The organism is Mesorhizobium delmotii (genome assembly GCF_900149755.1).
Classification (GTDB): Bacteria; Pseudomonadota; Alphaproteobacteria; order Rhizobiales; family Rhizobiaceae; genus Mesorhizobium; species Mesorhizobium delmotii.
The window spans coordinates 15,735-36,816 of the sequence record NZ_FUIG01000042.1; the positions used below are offsets into that span (position 1 = coordinate 15,735).

24 protein-coding genes, 1 tRNA gene and 1 pseudogene are annotated in these 21,082 nt (G+C 61.3%); 16 read left to right on the forward strand and 10 right to left on the reverse strand.

Annotation, left to right across the window (positions count from 1 at the left end; all coding sequences use genetic code 11):
• Positions 1-457 precede the first annotated feature (457 nt).
• The 5 genes from BQ8482_RS24350 to BQ8482_RS24370 form a co-directional block, all read right to left on the reverse strand.
• Entirely contained in the window at positions 458-1,687 is a 1,230-nt protein-coding gene (locus BQ8482_RS24350) for an AAA family ATPase (RefSeq protein ID WP_165848701.1), read from the reverse strand.
• Positions 1,684-2,112, reverse strand: coding sequence for a hypothetical protein (locus tag BQ8482_RS24355; RefSeq protein ID WP_244602960.1), 429 nt, complete (start codon positions 2,110-2,112; stop codon positions 1,684-1,686). Before BQ8482_RS24355 ends, BQ8482_RS24350 begins: the two co-directional genes overlap by 4 nt.
• 172 nt (positions 2,113-2,284) lie before the next feature.
• Positions 2,285-2,764 carry a DUF3102 domain-containing protein gene (locus BQ8482_RS24360; protein ID WP_165848702.1) on the reverse strand — a complete coding sequence of 160 codons (480 nt, stop codon included), beginning with the start codon at positions 2,762-2,764 and terminating at the stop codon, positions 2,285-2,287.
• Between the two features lie 26 nt (positions 2,765-2,790).
• The gene (locus tag BQ8482_RS24365; protein WP_123149933.1) at positions 2,791-2,985 is read right to left on the reverse strand and encodes a hypothetical protein; all 195 of its coding nucleotides are present in this window, start codon (positions 2,983-2,985) and stop codon (positions 2,791-2,793) included.
• The gene (locus tag BQ8482_RS24370; RefSeq protein ID WP_123149934.1) at positions 2,982-3,170 is read right to left on the reverse strand and encodes a helix-turn-helix domain-containing protein; all 189 of its coding nucleotides are present in this window, start codon (positions 3,168-3,170) and stop codon (positions 2,982-2,984) included. The genes BQ8482_RS24365 and BQ8482_RS24370 overlap by 4 nt, the downstream gene beginning before the upstream one ends.
• Positions 3,171-3,321: 151 nt before the next feature.
• Here BQ8482_RS24370 and BQ8482_RS24375 point away from each other — a divergent pair, with 151 nt between their 5' ends.
• The 3 genes from BQ8482_RS24375 to BQ8482_RS24385 all read left to right on the forward strand — a co-directional run bounded on the left by BQ8482_RS24375 (position 3,322) and on the right by BQ8482_RS24385 (position 5,154).
• On the forward strand, positions 3,322-3,810 hold the full coding sequence (locus BQ8482_RS24375) for a hypothetical protein (RefSeq protein WP_123149935.1): 489 nt from the start codon (positions 3,322-3,324) through the stop codon (positions 3,808-3,810).
• On the forward strand, positions 3,800-4,987 hold the full coding sequence (locus BQ8482_RS24380; RefSeq protein WP_123149936.1) for a tyrosine-type recombinase/integrase: 1,188 nt from the start codon (positions 3,800-3,802) through the stop codon (positions 4,985-4,987). Before BQ8482_RS24375 ends, BQ8482_RS24380 begins: the two co-directional genes overlap by 11 nt.
• An 81-nt stretch (positions 4,988-5,068) precedes the next feature.
• A tRNA-Leu gene (locus BQ8482_RS24385) sits at positions 5,069-5,154 on the forward strand.
• Between the two features lie 260 nt (positions 5,155-5,414).
• Here BQ8482_RS24385 and BQ8482_RS24390 read toward each other — a convergent pair.
• Positions 5,415-6,026 carry a hypothetical protein gene (locus BQ8482_RS24390; protein ID WP_123149937.1) on the reverse strand — a complete coding sequence of 204 codons (612 nt, stop codon included), beginning with the start codon at positions 6,024-6,026 and terminating at the stop codon, positions 5,415-5,417.
• Positions 6,027-6,174: 148 nt separating this feature from the next.
• Here BQ8482_RS24390 and BQ8482_RS39545 point away from each other — a divergent pair, with 148 nt between their 5' ends.
• Complete coding sequence (locus BQ8482_RS39545) at positions 6,175-6,309, forward strand: ribbon-helix-helix protein, CopG family (RefSeq protein ID WP_268931605.1); 135 nt, start codon at positions 6,175-6,177, stop codon at positions 6,307-6,309.
• A gap of 383 nt (positions 6,310-6,692) precedes the next feature.
• Here BQ8482_RS39545 and BQ8482_RS24400 read toward each other — a convergent pair.
• Positions 6,693-7,572 (reverse strand): annotated as a pseudogene (locus tag BQ8482_RS24400) (ATP-dependent DNA ligase).
• A 203-nt stretch (positions 7,573-7,775) separates the two neighbouring features.
• Here BQ8482_RS24400 and BQ8482_RS24405 point away from each other — a divergent pair.
• Together BQ8482_RS24405 and BQ8482_RS24410 are read left to right on the forward strand one after the other, a co-directional pair.
• Positions 7,776-8,198 carry a CBS domain-containing protein gene (locus BQ8482_RS24405; RefSeq protein WP_123149938.1) on the forward strand — a complete coding sequence of 141 codons (423 nt, stop codon included), beginning with the start codon at positions 7,776-7,778 and terminating at the stop codon, positions 8,196-8,198.
• Between the two features lie 255 nt (positions 8,199-8,453).
• On the forward strand, positions 8,454-8,654 hold the full coding sequence (locus tag BQ8482_RS24410) for a DUF2905 domain-containing protein (protein ID WP_123149939.1): 201 nt from the start codon (positions 8,454-8,456) through the stop codon (positions 8,652-8,654).
• 994 nt (positions 8,655-9,648) lie between these two features.
• On the opposite strand, the gene BQ8482_RS24420 is transcribed toward BQ8482_RS24410, so the two are convergent.
• From BQ8482_RS24420 to BQ8482_RS24430, 3 genes are all read right to left on the reverse strand, one after another.
• Complete coding sequence (locus tag BQ8482_RS24420) at positions 9,649-9,906, reverse strand: hypothetical protein (RefSeq protein WP_133254829.1); 258 nt, start codon at positions 9,904-9,906, stop codon at positions 9,649-9,651.
• Positions 9,907-9,962: 56 nt separating this feature from the next.
• Positions 9,963-10,172 carry a hypothetical protein gene (locus BQ8482_RS24425; RefSeq protein ID WP_123149942.1) on the reverse strand — a complete coding sequence of 70 codons (210 nt, stop codon included), beginning with the start codon at positions 10,170-10,172 and terminating at the stop codon, positions 9,963-9,965.
• Between the two features lie 558 nt (positions 10,173-10,730).
• Positions 10,731-11,309, reverse strand: a complete 579-nt coding sequence (locus tag BQ8482_RS24430) for an NUDIX domain-containing protein (protein WP_123149943.1) — start codon at positions 11,307-11,309, stop codon at positions 10,731-10,733.
• A gap of 429 nt (positions 11,310-11,738) precedes the next feature.
• On the opposite strand from BQ8482_RS24430, the gene BQ8482_RS24435 reads away from it, so the two are divergent.
• The 10 genes from BQ8482_RS24435 (at position 11,739) to gpt (ending at position 20,956) form a co-directional block, all read left to right on the forward strand.
• Positions 11,739-12,842: an NADH:flavin oxidoreductase/NADH oxidase gene (locus BQ8482_RS24435; RefSeq protein ID WP_123149944.1), complete on the forward strand. Its 1,104-nt coding sequence runs from the start codon at positions 11,739-11,741 to the stop codon at positions 12,840-12,842.
• A 95-nt stretch (positions 12,843-12,937) separates the two neighbouring features.
• Positions 12,938-13,231, forward strand: a complete 294-nt coding sequence (locus BQ8482_RS24440) for a DUF982 domain-containing protein (RefSeq protein ID WP_123149945.1) — start codon at positions 12,938-12,940, stop codon at positions 13,229-13,231.
• A 31-nt stretch (positions 13,232-13,262) separates the two neighbouring features.
• Entirely contained in the window at positions 13,263-13,502 is a 240-nt protein-coding gene (locus tag BQ8482_RS24445) for a DUF2188 domain-containing protein (RefSeq protein WP_077371423.1), read from the forward strand.
• 290 nt (positions 13,503-13,792) lie between these two features.
• Positions 13,793-14,881, forward strand: a complete 1,089-nt coding sequence (locus tag BQ8482_RS24450) for an ABC transporter ATP-binding protein (RefSeq protein WP_095491992.1) — start codon at positions 13,793-13,795, stop codon at positions 14,879-14,881.
• Positions 14,882-14,917: 36 nt separating this feature from the next.
• Positions 14,918-16,243: an ABC transporter substrate-binding protein gene (locus BQ8482_RS24455; RefSeq protein WP_123149946.1), complete on the forward strand. Its 1,326-nt coding sequence runs from the start codon at positions 14,918-14,920 to the stop codon at positions 16,241-16,243.
• A 206-nt stretch (positions 16,244-16,449) separates the two neighbouring features.
• Positions 16,450-17,301, forward strand: coding sequence for a carbohydrate ABC transporter permease (locus BQ8482_RS24460; protein ID WP_425294132.1), 852 nt, complete (start codon positions 16,450-16,452; stop codon positions 17,299-17,301).
• Between the two features lies 1 nt (position 17,302).
• Positions 17,303-18,211 (forward strand): carbohydrate ABC transporter permease, encoded by a 909-nt coding sequence (locus tag BQ8482_RS24465; protein WP_123149948.1) that lies wholly within the window; start codon positions 17,303-17,305, stop codon positions 18,209-18,211.
• A 343-nt stretch (positions 18,212-18,554) separates the two neighbouring features.
• Positions 18,555-19,298, forward strand: coding sequence for a competence/damage-inducible protein A (locus tag BQ8482_RS24475; RefSeq protein WP_123149949.1), 744 nt, complete (start codon positions 18,555-18,557; stop codon positions 19,296-19,298).
• 175 nt (positions 19,299-19,473) lie between these two features.
• Positions 19,474-20,307, forward strand: a complete 834-nt coding sequence (locus BQ8482_RS24485) for a universal stress protein (RefSeq protein ID WP_123149951.1) — start codon at positions 19,474-19,476, stop codon at positions 20,305-20,307.
• Positions 20,308-20,455: 148 nt separating this feature from the next.
• Positions 20,456-20,956 carry a xanthine phosphoribosyltransferase gene (gpt, locus tag BQ8482_RS24490; protein ID WP_123149952.1) on the forward strand — a complete coding sequence of 167 codons (501 nt, stop codon included), beginning with the start codon at positions 20,456-20,458 and terminating at the stop codon, positions 20,954-20,956.
• Positions 20,957-21,082 lie beyond the last annotated feature (126 nt).

Sequence of the window (21,082 nt, forward strand, 5' to 3'; positions counted from 1 at the left end):
GTCGCAGGAACCAAAGCGATCTGCAGGGGTTGGTCCATTGAAGGGACTGCTGCAACCTCGAATGCGGAACAATGCTTGATTTTTTTAACTTGGAACGGGCTGAGGCCAGACTGCGCATCAAACAAGCTGAGACCTCTCTCAAACGCGCGAATAGGTTGCTGGACCAGGACTGCGGCGCCGTCGTTGGTGTCGCGTTGTGCGACCGCATACGGTCCGAGCAAAGGCGCGTGAGCGAGGCCAGGGAACGCATGACGAAGATCGATCCCAACAGCCCCGCCAGCAATTGTATGTGAGTGTTTTGCCTCACCTGAAATTGCCCCGGCTACTTTGCCCCGCCACACCCCCACACCCCTAAAGGGGTGGTGGTGAGGCAGTCCAGTTGCCACGGGCGCCACACCTTGCCACACCCGCAGGTGAGGCAGTGGGGCAGATGCCGGCGAAGAAGGGGCCTTCGTCATCATGCCGGCTCACCGCAGACATAAAAGGCGCGCGGGTTCCGCTTGCTGTCCAGGCGTTCCTCAGTGCCAATAGCGCCGGTTTCCTGCCAAGTCCGAAGGATGCACTTGATCTTCGCTCTGGCGGCCTTCTGAAGCCCCGTGCGTTCGCTCGACTTCCTGCCAGCACCAATATCGAGGTCCAGGACGGTGGCCACGGCATTTCCGCCCCATTCCGGCGATTGCTCGCTTTCCCTGTAGTCGCTGCTGGCAAAGAGCGCCTGGACACGTCGAAGGTGGTCCAGCGTCACATCATCGAACGGATTTGGCGGTGTCCACTTGTCCACAGCCGCAACATTGTCGCCATTGGCCAGCGGCACGGAAACAAGCTGGTACCAGTCTCGCTTGTCTGCCGGCGGCGCCATGTTCTGCTTGTCGGCAAGCATGAAGAAAAATCGGCGAGCCTCGTCGACGCCAAGCCGCATTGCTTCCTCTTCGGACATGCGGTTGATGACGCGGACAGCCCGGCAACCATCGACAAAAGCGCTGCCGCCGCGCGCACTGTCAGCCGATATGGCATCGCCATTGAGCTTGCGGGAATGGTGCACCAACTCGACTGAACAATTTCCTCGACCAGCGACACGCCCCCACGCCTTGACCGCGGCGTCGATCGCGGCGTTGTCATTCTCGGGCAGGCCGTGGCTGCTGACGAACGGATCGATAATCAGCACGTCGATGCCGTTGGCGTCGATCTCGGCAACCAGTGCGTCAATGACCGGCTCGGCCACGGTAATCGTGTCCTTGACCTTGCGGGCGATCACCAGCGGCGTGTCACGTCCTGAGTTGACGAACATGCGGCCGGCGAGGTCATGCGGATTGATGCGGTGATGCATGACGGATGCAGCGAAGCGGCGTTCAACCTCTTCGGTCGGGTCTTCCAGATTCCAAATCCAGGCTTTGAGAGAGGCCAGGTCCGGTTTGATCCCGAGAAGATCGCGGCCTGTCACCATGGACAGCGCTTCGGTCTGCACTACAGACGTTTTCCCCATGCCGCCAGGGGCAACAGTGCCGGTGACATAGCCCCTGATATAGTGGCCGCCGAACAGCCACCGGCGCGGCGGGATGTCGATCGGATCACGCCAAACGAACGGCGATGCCGTGATCCGCAATTGAGATGGACTTGGCTTTTTGTCGTAGTCGACGCCACGGTATGGATCGTATTCTTCGAGCGGAATTCTTTCCCGTGGCTTCACGCTGCCACCCTCCGTGATGCCAACACATAAACGTCGGGCATATGCGGCGGCTTCATGTGCCTGCGGTACTGAAGCAGGACTTCCTCGGCGACGGAAATCCTCGGGCAGTCGCGCAGGCGGTCGAACGCACGCGTCCAATCGAGCACAATGCAGCCGTCTCGCCGGGCTCGCAGCCATTCGAGGGGATCTGCAAAGATGTTCAGGTGATTGTCGAAAGCGAAGGTGCCAGGGTTATAAATCGCGTCCTCGCCAAGAGCGAAGGCGCGGCCCATCGATGTTGCAAGCTGGCCGGTTCGCGGCTGCCAGAACACGACGTCCTCGGCTTCTTCGAACACGAACCAACGCGGCCCGGTGTCGACATCTTCGAATCTGCCATCGGTGGCGCGCTCGCCCCTCGCAAGCAGGATTGGCAACGGGTTGACCATCGCGGCCACTGCGACGCCATGCTTGAGAAGCCAGTCGATGTGCGCCTGGTGCGGCGTGTCGATGGTTGTCAAATAACCTGATTTGTGGTTAGTCTGATGACTGTCAAAAGCGCCTGCCAGCCCTTTGATATTCTGAGCAGCCCGGATGTTGGACCCATCCGGGCTTTGCTTTTCAGGAGAAGCGTGCATCGGCCCCTCCTACAACTGCGGCGGCCTTCACCATCTTCCGAAGTGTGGCGTCGTCCAGATGGAGAAAGTACTGCGGGATATCGTCGGAACCGATGATCTTGACCATGCTGCGAAACCGATCCTGAGCGGCAGTGCCCATCAAAACCCAGATCCGCTGCATCTCAGTCAGCCAAGTGTTCTTGTCGATCTCAGGCTCAGCGTGCCCGATGATCTCCCTTAGGGTGGAAAACGACACTGTGTCGTTTTTCCCCAGCTTCCTGGCCGCCATCATGTAGCGCTGGACGCTGCGCACCGAGATGTCAGGCAGATGTTCGGCCAGCCAGTTCTGCCAGTCGCCATGCGCGACGCGCGACTTTGCTTCGATGAGCCTGTGCCCCGCGGCGACTACGTGCTGGACGAAGTCGTTGGATGCCCGCATGACGGCGGCATGCTCTGCGGAAATCTCGCCGATCAAGACTGGCAAGCGATTGTTCAAGGAATGAGATTTCATCAGCCAGCCCTCGCCATCTTCATGCCGTGGATGCGCAGCACTTCGCAGGCATCCTTGGCGCTGAGGCCGAGGCGCTTGAGCGCCGGCACCGATGGGCCGCGCAGATGGCGTGGCGTCTCGTCGAGGAAGCGCAGGCCGCGCTCAACGTTGTCGGTTTCGATGTGGTCTTCAGTTTCGGGGCGGCCGGTCATCATGCGGCCTCGCCACTTAGCAATTTCTCCAGAGCAGCCTTCGGCACCAGCAACCTTTTGCCGATCTTAATGCTTGGGATTTGGCCCCGGCGCACGCCTTCGTACGCCTGATTTCGGCCGATGCCGAGCAATTGCCCAGCCTCTTCAACCGTCACGGTCCGACGGCTTATTTCTGCTGCTTCCGTCATGGTGGTCTTTCCTCGTCTTTGGTAACCCCAAATCAGGGGCCATGACCGACACTGTTAATATATCCCCACATATGGGGTCAACCCCACTTGCGGGGTTATCAATGATTGTGCTAACAGGGAGGGACTGACGGGGAACAGAGAGGAAATTTTCATGGCGAAGCGCGGCGATTCACCGACAGCCGATCTCAAGGTAAGGATGAAGGAGCCGCTTCGAGCTAAGATCGAGGCAGCAGCAGCCGCAAAGGGCGTATCAATGAATGCCGAGGCTGTGGACAGGCTCGATCGCTCATTTGATGACGATACGCTGTTCGGCAGTTCGGTCGTGCGAAATTGGGCGATTAGGCTAGCACACACGTTTCACGACGCCGGGTCGCGCGACGAGCAAATGGACCAGTCGTCGTCGTGGATGCGTGATCCCGATGCATTGGCGAAAGCAACCTACGTCGCCATGCAATCACTGATTACCGACCTCGCTCGCAATCCGGGTGTGAGCTTCGAAACTGCCGAAATGTACGTGAACGAGCTTCGGGCCCATTTGATAAACGCCTGGGTCAGCGCCGGCCGAGCAAGGTTTGTAGACAAGGACGGCAAACCGATGCTGCCAGACATTGATTGGAAGGGCGACGACAATGCGCGGTAACATCACCCGGCGCGGCAAAGCGTCTTGGCGCCTCAAGTTTGACCTTGGCACCGATCCCGTCACCGGCAAGCGGCTGACAGAATTTGTCACCGTCCGGGGCACAAAAAAGGAAGCCGAGGCCCAGCTTTCGAAACGGCTCAATCAGATCGACGGCGGCAACTATGTCGCCAACTCAAAGGAAACGGTTGCCGAGCATGTCCGGAACTGGCTCAGCGCCAAAGCCGACCTCGCAGCGACCACAAGGGAGCGCTTCGAGAAGCTAGTCGAGAACCAGATCGTTCCGAAAATCGGCTCGCTGATCCTCCAGCAATTACGGCCTGCCCAGGTCACAGCATGGCACAACATCCTGCGCAAAGAGGGCGGCAAGGAAGGCGGGCCGCTGTCGCCGGCCACGGTTAGGCAAGCGCACAGGGTGCTGCACATGGCGCTGGCAAGTGCGTTCGAAGACGAGAAGATAGCGCGCAACGTCGCGTCCGGTAGGAAACTGCCGAGGGCCGAGAGCGCGGATATTCAGATCCTGCAGCATGGCCAGATCGCACCTCTGCTGGAAGCTTTGCAGGGCCATTGGCTATCACCTATCGCCACCGTTGCCGTCGGCACAGGCATGCGCCAGGGCGAGATCATGGGACTCCGCTGGGCCGATATTGATCTGGATAAGGGGGCGCTCCGGGTCGAGCGCAGCCTTGAGGAAACCAAGGCCACAGGGCTTCGATTGAAGGCGCCGAAGTCGAAGGCTGGCACACGCACCATTTCGTTGCCCGCAAGCGTGGTTGACGCTCTCAAGGCGCACAGGAAGCGGCAGCTTGAGCTGCGACTCGCCCTGGGGCTCGGGAAGCCCGGCAAGGATGCGCTGCTCTTCTGCGGGCCGGAGGGCGAAGCCATAGCACCGTCTCGCATCTCAGGAGCTTGGCGCGATGCAATCGCCCGTTTGAGGAAGCGGAACGACAATGGCGCACCGCCATTGGTTGAGCATCCAAAGATTCGGTTTCATGACCTCAGACACACCCACGCTTCCGCCCTCATCGCGAGCGGGCTAGACGTGGTTGCAATTAGCCGTCGTCTAGGGCATGCGTCGCCGGTGGTCACGCTGTCGATCTACGCCCACTTGTTCAAGAGGTCGGACGACGGTGCGGCTGCGGCGATAGAAGCTGCGATGAGAACGGGCGCAGAACAGTAACCTGACTTCGGTGCCAATCCGGTGCCAAGTGCACGGAAACGACTAGACCCTAAGTCGCTTAAGTGCTTGTAATCGCGGCCTGCGGACGTGGCGGAATTGGTAGACGCAAGGGACTTAAAATCCCTCGATCTCTGATCGTACGGGTTCGACTCCCGTCGTCCGCACCATATTGAAATCAAATGATAATCTGGTTTTTTAGGATCTCGCGGATACCCTGGAAAAGTCGACTCTGGGTAGCCGTAGGGGTAGCCGGAAGGCAATGAAAAAGCCCGCCGCCGTGAGGCAGCGGGCTTGTTCGACCGCCAGTTCGAAGATGCGGATTATCGCGCATACATCACAGGCGCGTCCGACATCGGCGTTGCTCGCTCATGACGTCGCCTCCGCCGCGGCAAGGCGCCTTACATCGGCAGCGATCGAGAGGAAGGCCTCATTTGCATCGGGCGCGCCCATCCTGTCCCCGGCCCCGGATCTTGATGATTATCCCGTCCAGCGTGTGGGCTGGCGTTGCGAAGATTCGGTGCCCGACCTGCCACATTGCGTCAACGCTGTCGTTGTATGCATCTTCCAAACCGTCCATGCCGGCCTCGCAGTCTATCTCCTCCACTTTGGTCTTGTAGGCTTTCCACAGGGCTTCGCTCTCAGATTTCTGCTCAGCGCACGCCTTGTACCATGCGCGAACTGGCTCCGGCTGTTGCTCTGCTTTTCTGTCGTTGAAGGACATGTCGGCGAGGATATCCAGAACGTGGTCCGGCGTGCTGGGTCGTTTCCATTCGGGAGGCCGTGGCGGGTAAAGCTTCTCGCACATGCTGCCGGCCCTGCAATTGGCATCTGAAGCCGTTTCCATCCTGGCTTCGGCTTCCTCCATTTCTCGATCGGGCCGGAACAGCTCGGCGTCGAGGTGCTCGGCAGGCGTGGCGTGCGCCCTCGGCAGGGCGGCAAGCGCGGCAGCGGCAGACAGCCCTCCCAATAGGGCTAGGCGGCGGGAGACATTGGCAGCGGGCATAGCTTCGCCGGCCGCCGGAACATGGGTGTTCGGCATCGGATTTTCTCCAATTCGGTTTCATGTGAGGATCTAGCGGCTTCCGCCAGAACGGGAACTCTGATATCAGAGTTTTATGCCAAAGCAAGAAACTGTGGTATCAAAGAAACGGCGGGGACCGGCCCCAACTGGAAAGGGTGTGCCGATCATGGTCCGCCTTCAACCGGACATGCTCGCGGGCGTCGATCAATTTGTTGCCGAGCATGATGTTTCGCGACCTGAGGCCGTCCGATTGATCATTCGTGACTGGTTGATCAGACACCAGGTACTGAAGGCTGAGTGAAACCTGATCCGCCGGCGTCGAGTTCATCCCCGAGAACGGCTGCGGTGCTGGGGTGAGGCTGAGGAAGAAGGGGTGAAATGGCGCTCAAGCAACCAAAACGGCTGCCACCTCGCCTCGCCATCTATGCCTGTTACAGAGAGATCCCGCCTAGCCGGGGAACGCCAGCATAACGCCGCGTTATTGGAAAAAGTCGCTCCAGACAAGACACCATGGCGAGATATATTTCAGCAACAAGTAGTATATCCGCCCCCAAACGACCATCCACTATTCCAGATTCCCAAAGCACGGCAACGCCCGCCTCGCGCATCGCGGTTGTAACCTCAATTTCCTGATTCGCTGTCGATGGCGGAGCGGCTATCGGGCCGCTCAATGTGGCGCGGACTTCAACCCTCTTCGCGGAAATCCTGCAACGAGGCATGGCGCAGGTCTTCCTCGCCCCGTAGGTGCTTCACACGGCCGATCAGGCCGGGCCTGACCCACTGCGTTGCCGGCCGCTTCATGCCCTTTGGAGGGGCTCCTGCATGCTCCTGCACGCGTTTCCAGAGCCGTTCGCGCAACTCCCGGTTCAATGTGATGAAAGCCGAGCCGACATAGCGTCCGGTGCCGCGCTCGGCCATGAGAGCGAATGCCGGCTTGCCTGCCTCGCGCTCGACGCCATGCAGTTCGTATTCGTCGATCGAATAGGCCTTGGTCTTCAGCCAAGCCGTGGAGTTGCCACTGCGATATTTTGCTGCCCTTGCGCTTCGAAACCATGCCTTCGAGCCCTGCCTGGTCAACGAGATGGAAGATCGCCTTTGCGTCGCCCGGCAACGCTTGACTGAACTGGATGCGACCACCTTCCGGGATCATCTCGGCCAGGATCTCTCGCCGGTCCTCCAGCGGCATGTCGCGCAGATCATGCCCGTTGAGGTGCAGCAGATCGAAGGCGACGAAATAGAGGTCGTGCTGGCGGCGGGTGATGGCTTTGCGCAGCGCCTTGAAGTCGGACAGCCCCGTCTCATTGGTGACGATCACCTCCCCGTCGATGATGGCGCTCTCGACGTCAAGCTTGCCGGCTGCCTTGGCAAGGTCGCGATACTTTGAGGTCCAGTCGAGGCCGCGCCGGGTGAAGATGCGCACCCCGTCTTCGTCGATGACGATCTGCGAGCGGTAGCCGTCGAACTTGACCTCGTGGATCCAGTCGCCTCCCTCGGGCGGCTTCTCGACCAGGGTCGGCAGTAACGGCTCGATAAACTCCAGCCGGTCCCCGGCGCGCTTACTCATCGGAACGCCCCACGCAAAACTCGAATTTGATTCAATAGCGGAGAGCCGTTTCCGTTCCGTTAGCTCTTGCTGAAATGCCAAGCGGAACATTCGTTCGTACTCGCTGTTCTGTCTGCAGGAGGAACGAACTCTGGCAGCCAAGCCCCGTCCGCGGTAACATGGGACAGAGGGACATTCTCCAACCCCAGCAAGGGAGGTCCGCCATGAAAGTCAAAGACGCAATGCATAAGGGTGTCGACTGGGTCAGCCCCGAAATCGCTGTAACCGAACTGGCGAAAATGATGCGAGCCCAGGATATCGGGTCGATTCCCATCGGAGAGAACGACCGACTGATCGGAATGGTGACCGACCGCGATATTGTCTGCAAAGGACTGGCGGAGGATGGTTTCGACAGCCGCACCGCAACGGCACGCGATGTCATGACGGCCGGCATTCACTGCTGCCGCGAAGACGACGATCTGGCCAAGGCCGTACGGCACATGGAAGAACTGAAAATCCGCAGGTTGCCGGTGATCAACAAGAATATGCGGATGGTCGGCATCCTTAGCGTCGGCGACGTCAGTCAGTCGGCACCGGCGGAACTGGTGTCCGAATACGTCAAGAAGGTTTCCGCCCATCACCACTGAAGAGCGGCTCGCTCGTGCTCTTTTCGAAGACCTTCACTCTGCCGCCGCGCTGGCCACAGCGCGGCGGCAGAAATGTCCCTCAGGCGGAACAAAAAGCCCGCCGGCCGAAGCCAGCGGGAGGGTCTACTGGAGTCGCCAGAGTGTGGGACGTCAGATTGCAAACGGCCCGATCCTTGGCTTTTGTTTCAGTGAACATAACGGGATTCTGCTAGTGCTCTGTCCCCGCGCTAATTGTTTCTGGCATGACGCAGCCCCATGTCGCGAACCCTGATTGTCGTTGGTCTCATCATAGTTGCGGTGGGCCTATTGTGGCCGTGGTTGTTACGGATCGGCCTCGGCCGGCTGCCTGGTGATATCGTGATCGAGCGTGAGAACTTCACGTTCTATGTTCCGATCGCCACCGGCATCCTGATCAGCATCGTGCTCTCGATTATTCTGTGGCTGGTCAACCGGTAGCGGGAGAACTCGGGGAAGACAGCCGCCCCCGCTCGGGGTCTTTTCTTAGGATCGATGTGCAGGATTATCTTGGCGGCCTCTCGTCACTCCGGATCGGCTGTCGAGCCGCCTTAGAGGCTGATGGCTGAATGAAAAACCTCGCCGCTCCATTCGCGAAGCGGCGAGGCCCCCATCGCCCCAATGCCGGTCCCAACACCCGGCGTAGCTGACCATGCAATCGCGGTGCCAAGGCGTATTGACCCATTACAGGACGCCTACGTGCCCCGGCTTAGGCGGCATCGGCTAAGATTAGTCCGGCGGGAAATCGTGCGCGGGGCAAGCGTGGCACGGTTCTTGCTTCCGTAGCGTCAGGCATGCCGGGCGCAAAGACCTGTTCCATATCAACACCGGCGTGTGAGGTTGGGACAATGATGTCGCGCAAGCTTCTGTTCGGCCTTCCCGCAGTGTTCTTGGCCGCGGCCCTAGGGCTGGCTCTCTTGTCGTCCGAGACCTCATGGGGATTTCTGACTGCGGCCCAATCCGACTCGGTGTTTTGTTCAAGCGGTCCATCACCCGAGACCGTATCGGCGTCGGCGTCGGCGTCGCGGACTTTGCCATCATGTCCGCCGGCCGACACAAGGTCATAGGGAGCGCCTCGATGGACGCGAGCCTCTGGATGTGGTCGCGCATAGCATTCCTGAAAGGGAAAGTTTGGGTCATGGAACATTGGGCTTTGATCACGCGGTTGGCATCAGCCTTTCGCGAATTCGTTGCACCGCGTTACCGGCCAGAGCTCTACTATATGCGCGGCCCGGGGCCGGCCTCCGCGCGGCGCGTGAGCGCGCGCTGAGCGTGTGTTTCGGCTGGCAGATTTCTCCCTACACTGGCGAAGCGCTTGGCGTCCTGGCGCCCGCCTGTGACCGCGGCGCGTTTTGCCGGTCCCGCCGGCTGATCGAAGCGCGCGAAGTTGCCGGGGCTCGAAGAGTGGCGATAGAGTCAGCGACGCGTTCCGAGCCTAGGCCATTCCCTCAGTCTCGCTCTCCTCATCAAAGGTATCGGCACCCAGCCGGCCGGCAATGACCAACCAATCTCGCACGATCGTTTGCAACACTTCAGGCCGCGACAGCTTCAACTGCGCTGCCAACAAGTCGATCGCCTCGTCAACCTCGGCTTCCAAGGCAAGGCCCGAGGTGTTCCTCAGCCGCAAGGCTGCGTTCATCAACATGACTTGCAGGTCCGCGCGCGCGGACCTCCGAAATATGCGCGGCAGCATCCTCGAGTCTCTCGGCGAACGCCCGGTGGGTCATGGGTCCAACCCTATTGTGTAAGCTATTGTGATCGACCTCTCTGCGAAAACAGCTCGGCAGTGATTTCGTCCCTGTCCCCATTATGCTTGGCGATCAAAGCCAGCGCTTCCTGGCGGCCAATGTTGCCGAGCTTCATGAGGTACGGAACCTCAAACGTTCTCTTGTTGAGGCGCCATTCTGGCACGTACCGTGTTGCTGCTTTTCGCGCTGTTGTTCCATCTTGACGCATCATTTTGACTCCTCTTCCTGATATGATGATGCAGTCGCAAATTCCGTGCCTCGTCCCGCGTCGGAGGGGTATTCGAGGGCGTGGTTGTGGTGCCGGCGCGCTTGCTCCCACGCTCGTCATTGCCAGTAGCGATCTGGAGTTCTAATCGTCCTCTCACGCGGCTTCGGATGGACCAAACAGGGCCGATCAGACCTTTGCCTCAGCATCTAAGACCTTGGCCTAGCAGCTTAGGTAGGAGCGTTCGCCAGCGCGCGACTCTGCCGGCTGCTGCTTTGCTCGCCATTCCTGCCAGGCGCGCTCTGCGGCTTGCCTGTGGCCCGCTGGCATAGGTTCCCAATCCGCCGGCGCCTTCCTCATACACCATTGAGCCGTTCTGTAACCCCAGTGCTCGATCCCGACGAGCTCGGATCCGTCTAGGATTCAGCGTGTGATGGGGTAGTCGATGCCAGGAGAAAGACAGCCATCGAGGTCGCGCCGAACAACTTCGACAAGTTTTTGACAATCATGGATCTGCTCCCCTCCAGTTGCATCTCAGCCCGTTACTGAAAGGAATTAAAGCCCTCACACCCGGATCGGGTTCAGCTTCAGATGCTGGATCAGGATGATCGTCTTGGCGTCGATGATGCGGCCGTCGTAAATGCCGGCCAGCGCTTCGTCGAGCGGCATTTCCAGAACCTCGATGTCTTCGCCTTCGTCCGGCGCGCCGCCGCCGTCGGAGATGCGGTCGGTCGGCGAATAGCGTGCGACGAAGAACCAAAGCCGCTCGGTCACGCTGCCGGGGCTCATATAGGGCGAAAACAGCCGTTCGACGTCCTTCAGGTGGTAGCCGAGTTCCTCTTCCGCCTCCTTGCGGATGCAGGTTTCGGGGTCGTGTTCATCGAGCAGGCCGGCGCAGGCCTCGATCAGCGGCTCGCGGTGGCCGGTGACGTAGGCTGGGTAGCGGAACTGCCGCACGAGCAGAACCGTCGAGCGCTCGGGGTCGTAAGGCAGAATCACCGCGCCGTCGCCGCGATCGTAGGTCTGGCGGATCTGCGTCTCCCATTGCCCGTCACGCCGGCGATAATCGAGGACGGTCTTTTTCAGGACGGCCCAGTCGTCGGAAAGGACTTCCTCCGAACGGATGCGAATGCGGTCTTCCATGATGAACTCCGTGCTGCCGGTGGCGAGGGGTAGCGGTGATCCAGCCTTTGCGCAATCCTGACAGCAATTCACGGAAATCGCTCCAGGGGAAAGATCGCGGCTTCATCCAGCTTGGGTTCCTTGCCCCACGATCGTGGTACGAGAGTGGGGAGAGGTAGCTCGGCGGAGCCGATGGAGAGGGGGCCGCGCTCTACGAAAGCCCCTCTCCGGCCGCTTAACCGAGGTCTTGACAGGTCGGAGGGACAGCACCCACCTCTGCCCTGCCGGGCATCTCCCCCGCAAGGGGGGAGATCGGCAGCTTCGCCGACGGCGCCTGCTACCGAACGTTTGAGGTGCCCGGCAGGTAGATGGGCAGCACTTCACCGCCTCGTGTATGGCGCAGGCGCAATCCATTGCCTAAATAGCGACAGCCCCTCCCCGGAGTTTTTTATGACCACATCCCTCTTCCATCCGATCACGCTTGACGGCCTCACCTTTCTCAACCGCATCGCGGTGGCGCCGATGTGCCAGTATTCCGCCGAAGACGGTTCCGCCAGCGACTGGCACCTGTACCACTGGATGAACCTGGCGATGTCCGGCGCCGGCATGGTCACCGTCGAGATGACCGACGTCGAGCGGCGCGGCCGCATCTCGCATGGCTGCCTTGGCCTTTATTCCGACGACAACGAGGCAGCCGCCCGGCGCGCGCTGGATGCCGCCAGGCGCGTCGCCGCCCCCGGCACCAAATTCGGCACGCAACTTGCCCACGCCGGCCGCAAGGCGTCCAACCAGAAACCTTGGGAAGGCGGCGGGCCGCTGAAGGCCGATCAGGACCCGTGGCCGATCGTGTCTGCCTCGGCCATCGCCTACGACACCGGCTGGCAGGTGCCGCGGGCGCTGGAGGATGAGGAGATCCTGCACATCATCGAACGCTTCGCCGAGGCGGCAAGGCGGGCCGAGCGTGCCGGCTTCGATTTCATCGAATTGCACGCGGCACACGGCTATCTGATCTTCCAGTTCCTGTCGCCGCTTTCCAACCAGCGCACCGACCGCTGGGGCGGCTCGCTGGAAAACCGCATGCGTTTTGTCGTCGAGATCGCCAAGGCGGTGAGGAAGGCAGTGCCCAAGCTGATGCTTGGGGCGCGCCTGTCGGTCAAGGAATGGGTCGATGGCGGCTTCGATGTCGAGGACGCGATCGAAGTGGCCAAGGCGCTGAAGGCAGCGGGCGTCGCCTATCTCTGCTGCTCGAGCGGCGGCAATTCGCCCCTGCAGAAGCTGCCGACAGGCCGGGGCTACCAGGTGCATCTGGCGGAAGCCGTGCGCAACGGCGCCGGCATCCCGACGCGGGCCGTCGGCCTGATCGACGACCCGAAGCAGGCCGAGGCGATCGTTGCCGAGGGCCGTGCCGACATGGTGGCTCTGGCCCGCGCCTTCCTCGCCGATCCGCGCTGGGCGTGGCGCGCCGCGGCCACCTTCGGCGAGACGATCCACCCGGCGCCGCAGCTTGCCCGCTCGGTGACGACGATGCAGCACTGGATGAAGGCGGCGGGGTGAGCGCCCCGTTCATGGCTGCGGCCCCACGACTGCGACCCTTGAGACCTTTACGCGGAGGGCCGTGCAACCAAATCGGCCGCTCCGCGTTGGCGGCGATGATGGACAACAAGCCCTTTGAAAAGCCGGTCGTGGTCGAACTTGGCCATGTCGGCAAATACCGTGAGATCCGCAGCACCCAGGAAGCAGCGGAGTGCCTGATGACGGTCTGGCCACTCAATCGTGGTCCCCGGCATCGCGATGCTCTCGACACTTGCCTAAAAGTGCTGGAAGGTTATCGTTCGACAGCAGATGCGCGCCGGGCATTGGTCGAAGCCGCGAAGGAATCGGACGTGCTGGTTCCCGACGAGAGATTGCCTCAAGGCAAACTGCCCCAAGGCAAACTGCATTGAGCAGACGGAGCTTTTTCCACTGGAGGATTTCATGGCGAAGCTGACCTACAAGATCGTCGAGCATGACGGGGGCTGGGCCTACAAGGTCGGCGAGACATTTTCGGAGACGTTCCCCACTCACGAGGACGCGCTGCGCGCGGCCGAGATCGCTTCGGCCGAACAGCAGGTCGCCGGCACCACGGACGGTATCCAGTACGAGGATGCCGACGGCAAATGGCACGACGAGCTCGCCGACGGCCGGGACCGCCCGCAAACCGAAGTTTCCGACTAGGCTGGTGTCGTTGCTGATGGCCTCCCGCATCTCTGGTTTTAAGAGCTGGGGCTTGACAAGTCATGCTCTTGCTATGATCCCGGACATGGCGAATTTCAGTCCCGCTGGGAACGCTCACGATCAAGAGCAACAAAGAAGAGTGCTTGCGGCGCAGCCGCTTTACAGGCAGGCTTGGTAGCGCTACCGTTTCATCATCGCGCGTGACCAGGGAGGAGCTTGGGAGCTGCCGCGGCCAGTTAGGAAAGCGGTTTCCTTCGAAGACGTCGCAGGAAGCATTCGGGAGGAAATCGATGGCGTCTGTCGCGATTGGCGATGTCTACAAATCATTCGGAACCGTCGAGATTCTCCACGGTGTCAGCGTCGACATAGACGACGGCGAGTTCGTCACGCTGGTCGGGCCGTCGGGCTGCGGAAAATCGACCCTTCTCAGGATGATCGCCGGCCTGGAAAAGATTTCGCGCGGCCAGATCGCGATTGGCGACCGTGTCGTCAACAACGTTGCGCCAAAAGAACGCGACGTCGCCATGGTCTTCCAGAACTACGCGCTCTACCCGCACATGACCGTCGCCGAGAACATGGCGTTCTCGCTCATGCTCAAGGGCGTTTCAAAAGCCGAAAGCGCTGCCAGCGTTAAGCGCGCCGCCGAAATCCTGGGGCTGGTGCCATTGCTGGAGCGCTATCCCCGGCAGCTTTCCGGCGGCCAGCGCCAGCGCGTCGCCATGGGCCGGGCGATCGTGCGCGATCCGGCGGTCTTCCTGTTCGACGAGCCGCTGTCCAATCTCGACGCCAAGCTCAGGGTGCAGATGCGCGCCGAGATCAAGGAACTGCACCAGAGGCTGAAGACCACGACGGTCTATGTCACCCACGACCAGATCGAGGCGATGACCATGGCCGACAAGATCGTGGTCATGCATGACGGCCTCGTCGAGCAGATCGGGCCGCCATTGGAACTCTACGACCGGCCGAACAATCTCTTCGTCGCCAGCTTTATCGGCTCGCCCGCCATGAACATGCTGAGGGGCGAAATCGCAACTGATGGCGGCTCACCGTCTTTTCGCGGCTCCGGCGGAATTTCCCTGCCGCTGGCCGCAGTACCTTCGATCGGCAGCGGCGAACAGGTGGTGCTGGGGATACGGCCCGAGCATCTGCAGCTGTCCGACGGCCAGGGTATTCCGGTCACCGTCGCGGTGGTCGAGCCGACCGGATCGGAAGTGCAGCTCATCGGCCGGACGGCCGGCGGCGAAGAGATCGTCGCCAATTTCCGCGAGCGCCATTCCTTCACGCCGGGCGAGACCGTACGGCTTACGGCCGAGCCGGGCCTCATTCATCTCTTTCATGGCGAAACCGGGCAGCGCTTCGACATGCGCACCCGGCAGTAAGAACCACGGCAAGGACATAAACAGGAGGAGACGAGCATGAAATTCACCAGACGTGACGTGATCCGCACCACCGCCGGCGTGGCGGCGGGAGCCTTGGGAAGCCGGTTCGTCGGCTCTTCCGCCTTTGCCCAGGAGGGGTTGACATACAAGCCCGAGGACGGCGCGAAGCTGCGGATGCTGCGCTGGTCGCCCTTCGTGCAGGGCGATGAGGATCAATGGCTGGCCAACACCAAGCGGTTCACCGAGGCGACAGGCGTCGAGGTCCGCGTCGACAAGGAAAGCTGGGAGGACATCCGCCCCAAGGCGGCGGTCGCCGCCAATGTCGGCTCCGGTCCAGATCTGATGTTGGTCTGGTTCGACGATCCGCATCAGTACCCCGACAAGCTGCACGACGTGACGGAACTGGGTGAGTATCTCGGCACGAAATACGGCGGCTGGCACGACGGACCAAAGCAATATGCGACGCGCGAGGGAAAATTCCTCGGCCTGCCTCTGGCCACCATCGGCAATGCCATCGTCTATCGGGAAAGCTGGGTGAAGGAGGCTGGTTTCTCGGAATTTCCGAAGGACACGGCGAGCTTCCTCGAGCTTTGCAAGGCCTTGCAGGCGAAGGGACATCCGGCCGGCTTCACGCACGGCCATGGCGTCGGCGACGGCAACAACTATGCTCACTGGCTGCTGTGGAGCCATGGCGGCCAGATGGTCGACGAGAGCGGAAAGGTGACGATCAACAGCCCCGAGACGCTAAAGGCGATCGAATACGCGCAGGAACTCTACAAGACCTTCATCCCCGGCACCGAAAGCTGGCTCGACGTGAACAACAACCGCGCCTTCCTGGCCGGCGAACTCAGCGTCATCGCCAACGGCATTTCCGTGTATAACACGGCCAAGACCAACAAGGACAATGATCCGAAACTGGCTGAAATCGCCAAGGACATGCGCACGACCAGCCTGCCGATCGGTCCTGTCGGAAAATCCGTCGAGCTGTTCCAGGTGACCACGGCCGTGATCTTCGACTACACGCCCTACCCCAACGCGGCCAAAGCCTATCTGCAGTTTATGTTCGAGGAACAGCAAATGGCGGAGTGGATCACCTCCTCGGCCGGCTATTGCTGCCAGACACTCAAAGCCTTCGAAAACAATCCTGTGTGGACGGCCGACCCGAACAACGCAGCTTACGCCAAAGCCTCGGCGACGCTGCGTCCCAACGGTTATGCCGGGCCGCTCGGCTACGCTTCGGCGGCGACCATGGCCGACTATGTCCTGGTCGACATGTTCGCCAAGGCGGTGACCGGCCAGGCGACGGCGCAGGAGGCGATGGAAGAGGCGGAGAAACGCGCCAACCGGTACTATCGCGTTTGATCACAGCCGAGCCGGGCAGCCGCGACCGCGCTGCCCGGTCTGGTTCCTGAAATCGCGTGGCGACCACTCAGGCCACCATGCCACCAGACCTCATGAGGAGCCGTCCCATGGCCGTGTCGTCCGCTGCCGTTCAGCCGCGTCCGTCGATCCCGTCGCGGATCCTGTCGCTCCTGGCCGACAGCCGGAACGCGCTTGGCTTCGGCTTCATGCTGCCGGCGGCGGCGCTGCTGCTGGTCTTCCTGACCTATCCGCTGGGGCTCGGCATCTGGCTCGGCTTCACGGATGCCCGCATCGGCCGCCCCGGTGTCTTCATAGGCATCGAAAACTACCAATATCTGTCGGATGACGCCGTCTTCTGGCTCTCCGTCTTCAACACCTTGCTCTACACGATAAGCGCCTCGATCCTGAAGTTCGCGCTCGGCCTCTGGCTGGCGCTTATCCTCAATCAGAACCTTCCCTTCAAATCGTTCTTCCGCGCGATCGTCCTTCTGCCGTGGGTGGTGCCGACGGTGCTGTCGGCCATCGCCTTCTGGTGGATATACGATTCGCAGTTCTCCATCCTGTCCTGGGCGCTTATGGAAATGGGCCTGATCGACCATCGGATCAATTTCCTCGGCGATCCGGTGAACGCGCGCGCTTCGGTCATCGCCGCCAATATCTGGCGCGGCATCCCGTTCGTCGCGATCACGCTGCTGGCCGGCTTGCAGACGATTCCGCAGTCGCTTTACGAGGCCGCCACGCTTGACGGCGCCAGCCGCTGGCAACTGTTCCGTTTTGTGACGCTGCCGCTGCTGACGCCGATCATCGCCATCACCATGACGTTTTCCGTGCTGTTCACCTTCACCGATTTCCAGCTGATCTATGTGCTGACCCGCGGCGGACCGGTCAATGCCACCCATCTGATGGCGACATTGTCGTTTCAGCGCGGCATTTCGGGGGGCCAGCTTGGCGAGGGCGCCGCAATCGCGGTCGCCATGATCCCGTTCCTGCTTGCGGCGATCCTGTTCAGCTATTTCGGCCTGCAACGCCGCAAATGGCAACAAGGCGGCGGAGACTGACATGGCTGTGATCAAGAGGGCCACGACCAAAAAAACGAAACGTCCGGAACTCGACGAAGGCGGCATGGGCTACCTTCAGAGCCTGCCGCGGCGCGTGGTGACGGTCTATCTGCCGCTGCTGGTGTTCGTCATCGTGCTGTTGTTCCCGTTCTACTGGATGACGATCACGGCGGTTAAGCCCAACCTCGAGATGACCGACTACGCCAATTTCAATCCGTTATGGGTCGTGCATCCGACATTCGAGCACATCCGCTATCTGTTGTTCGACACTTCCTATCCGGGCTGGCTGCTCAACACGATCATCATCTCCACCGCCGCCACCTTCCTGTCGCTGCTGGCTGCGGTGTTCGCGGCCTATGCGATCGAACGGCTGAGGTTCTCCGGGGCGCGGCAGGTCGGGCTCGCGATCTTCCTCGCCTATCTCGTGCCGCCCTCGATCCTGTTCATCCCGCTGTCGGTGATGGTGTTCAACCTTGGGCTTTACGACACACCCTTCGCGCTCATTCTCACCTACCCGACCTTCCTGGTGCCCTTCTGCACCTGGCTGCTGATGGGCTACTTCCGCTCCATCCCGTTCGAACTGGAAGAATGCGCGCTCATTGACGGGGCGAGCCGGTGGCAGATCCTCACCAAGATCGTGCTGCCGCTGTCGGTGCCCGGCCTGATTTCCGCCGGCATATTCGCATTCACCCTGTCATGGAACGAATTCATCTATGCCCTGACGTTCATCCAGTCGTCCGAAAACAAGACTGTGCCGGTCGGGGTGCTCACGGAGCTTGTCCGCTCCGACGTCTATGAATGGGGAGCGCTGATGGCCGGAGCCCTGATCGGCTCGCTGCCGGTGGTCGTACTTTATTCGTTCTTCGTCGAGCACTACGTTTCCTCAATGACCGGTGCGGTGAAGGAATAGGGCGCTGCCGCAGTCGGCGCTCGACCGGCCAATTGGCGAAGTCGGCGCCGTCCCTCATCCACCTGCCGGCACCTTCTCCCCGTTTAGTGACGGGGAGAAGGGCTGGCCGCGGCCTCGGCACCCATTCTGCAACGCTGGAGATTGGCGAAATCCTTTGCGAAGGCGTCTTTCTCCCCGTCACTATACGGGGAGAAATGCCCGGCAGGGCAATGAGGGGCGAAGCCGACCTGATGCGATTGCTCTGCTGCAGCAGCGTTATCAATACGGGCATTGCCGCCAACCATCCGCCGCGTTATCTCGGGCGACCTTGTCTGCCTCAACTGACTTTTTGCCGGAGCCTCCCATGCCTGAAATCGTCACCGCCGCCATGCTGGTCATCGGCGACGAGATTCTGTCCGGCCGCACCAAGGACAAGAATATCGGCCACCTCGCCGACATCATGACGGCGATCGGCATCGACCTGAAGGAGGTGCGCATCGTTCCCGACGAGGAAGACGAGATCGTCGCCGCAGTAAATGCCCTGCGTGCCCCCTACACCTACGTCTTCACGACCGGCGGCATCGGTCCGACGCATGACGACATCACCGCGGATGCGGTAGCCAAGGCCTTCGGCGTGCCCTGCGAATACGACGCCAAGGCTTATGCCATGTTGCAAGCGAGCTACGCCGCGCGCGGCATCGAATATACCGAGGCGCGCAAGCGCATGGCGCGGATGCCGCGGGGTGCCGACCATATCGACAATCCTGTGTCCATCGCGCCTGGCTTCCGCATCGGCAACGTCCATGTCATGGCCGGCGTGCCGGTGATTTTCCAGGCCATGCTCGACAATGTGGTGCCGACGCTGAAGGCCGGCACCAAAATGCTGTCGGCCACGGTGCACTGTCCGTTCGGCGAAGGCGTGGTCGGCGGACCGCTGGGCGACATCCAGAGGGCGCATCCGGATACGATTATCGGCTCCTACCCGAAATATGGCGACGGCAAGTTCTGGACGGAGCTGGTCGTCCGCGCCCGCAGCCAGGACGCGCTGGACGCCGCCCGCGCCGATGTCGAGGCGATGGTCGCAGGCCTCACCAGCGCGGCCAACTGATCTAAAGCGCGTCGCGTCTGAGAGGATTCACGCGACGCGCTTTAGGTTCTTTTTTATGCATGTCGTTATCCCAAAACCGCTGCGCACTTTTGGGCGACATGCATTGGCCGGAACTAAGCATGGTGCTGTAACGTTTCTCGCGGGCGAGTTTCGATCGCCGTAAAATGAGGGTATCATGCGATTCAAGACCATCGTCGCCATACTGCAGAACGAACAGGACGCGGAGCGCGTGCTCGAATGCGCCATTCCGCTTGCCGACAGGTTCGAGAGCCATCTCATCGGCATTCATGCCGAAGCGCTTCCCGTCCCCTACACCTCGGCGACCGGCTTTCCCGACACCGAATTTCTGCAGGTTTCGGCCGACATGAACAAGGAGCGTGCCGAAAAATTGCGGGCGGTTTTCCTCAGGCATGTCGAGGAATCCGGCCTGTCCTTCGAGTGGCGCAGCCTCGAGAGCTTTTCCGGAGACAGCGCGCTGACCGGCATCCCAACCGTCCGCACTGCGGACCTGATCATCGCCGCGCAGCGCGAGTCGGGCGGCGATCCGAGCGCCGATGTCGACACGCTGGTCTACGACGCCGGCCGGCCGGTGCTGGTCGTGCCGCATTCGGGCCCGCTCGTGACCAGCTTCAAGCACGTGCTGCTCGCCTGGAACGGCAGCAAGGAAGCCGCGCGCGCCGCCTTCGACGCCCTGCCCTTCATCATCGAGGCCGAGAAGACTGATATTGTCGTCATCGACCCGCCGGATACGCTCGATGAGGCCCCGGAGGCGGCCGGCGCCGAAATCGCCGCCGCCCTGTCCAGGCATGGCGCTACCGTCAGCGTCTCGGTGCTGCAATCGGGCGGCCACTCGGTCGACGAGGTGATCCAGACCAGGGTCGCCGAAACCGGCGCCGACCTGCTCGTACTTGGCGCCTACAGCCATTCCTGGCTGCGCCAGCTTCTGTTCGGCGGGGTCACGCGCACGGTGCTGCGCACCCTGCCCGTGGCAGCTTTCCTGTCGCGGTAAGTCCACGAAGGGGTAAGCCACAGGGGCTAAGTCCACAGGGATCCCTTGCCGCCGCCCTTGCCAAGGCCAAGGCTTTCCAGTTAATTCCGCGCGCATTCCTTCAAGTGTCTGCGCGCGGTTTTTCGCGCGCTGCGGAGTGCGCACAAAAATGTCCCTTCCCGAAAAGGCCTTTCCCGTCTCCTGGGATCAGTTCCACCGCGACGCGCGTGCGCTCGCCTGGCGGCTTGCCGGCGCCAACAAAGGCCAATGGAAAGCGATCGTCTGCATCACGCGCGGCGGTCTGGTTCCGGCCGCCATCATCTCGCGTGAACTCGGCATCCGGGTCATCGAGACGGTCTGCGTCGCCTCCTATCACGACTACGCCAGCCAGGGACAGCTGCAGGTGCTGAAGGAGGTCACGCCGGCACTGCTTGCCGATGACGGCGTCGGCGTGCTGATCATCGACGACCTCACCGACACCGGCAAGACCGCGGGCATCGTGCGCGCCATGATGCCCAAGGCGCATTTCGCCACCGTCTACGCCAAGCCGAAAGGCAGGCCGCTGGTCGACACCTTCGTCACCGAAGTCAGCCAGGACACCTGGATCTATTTTCCGTGGGATATGGGCTTCACCTACCAGAAGCCGATCGCCGACGATCACGCCGGCTGATTCGCGGCAACTGCTTTTCCTCCCGGAACATGCCGGCGAGCACTTCTTGAAAGAGTGCCGCGGCGCACGATATTTCCTGAATCGGCACCTGATCGTGTGGTTAACCCGTTCGTATGAGGTTTTTTA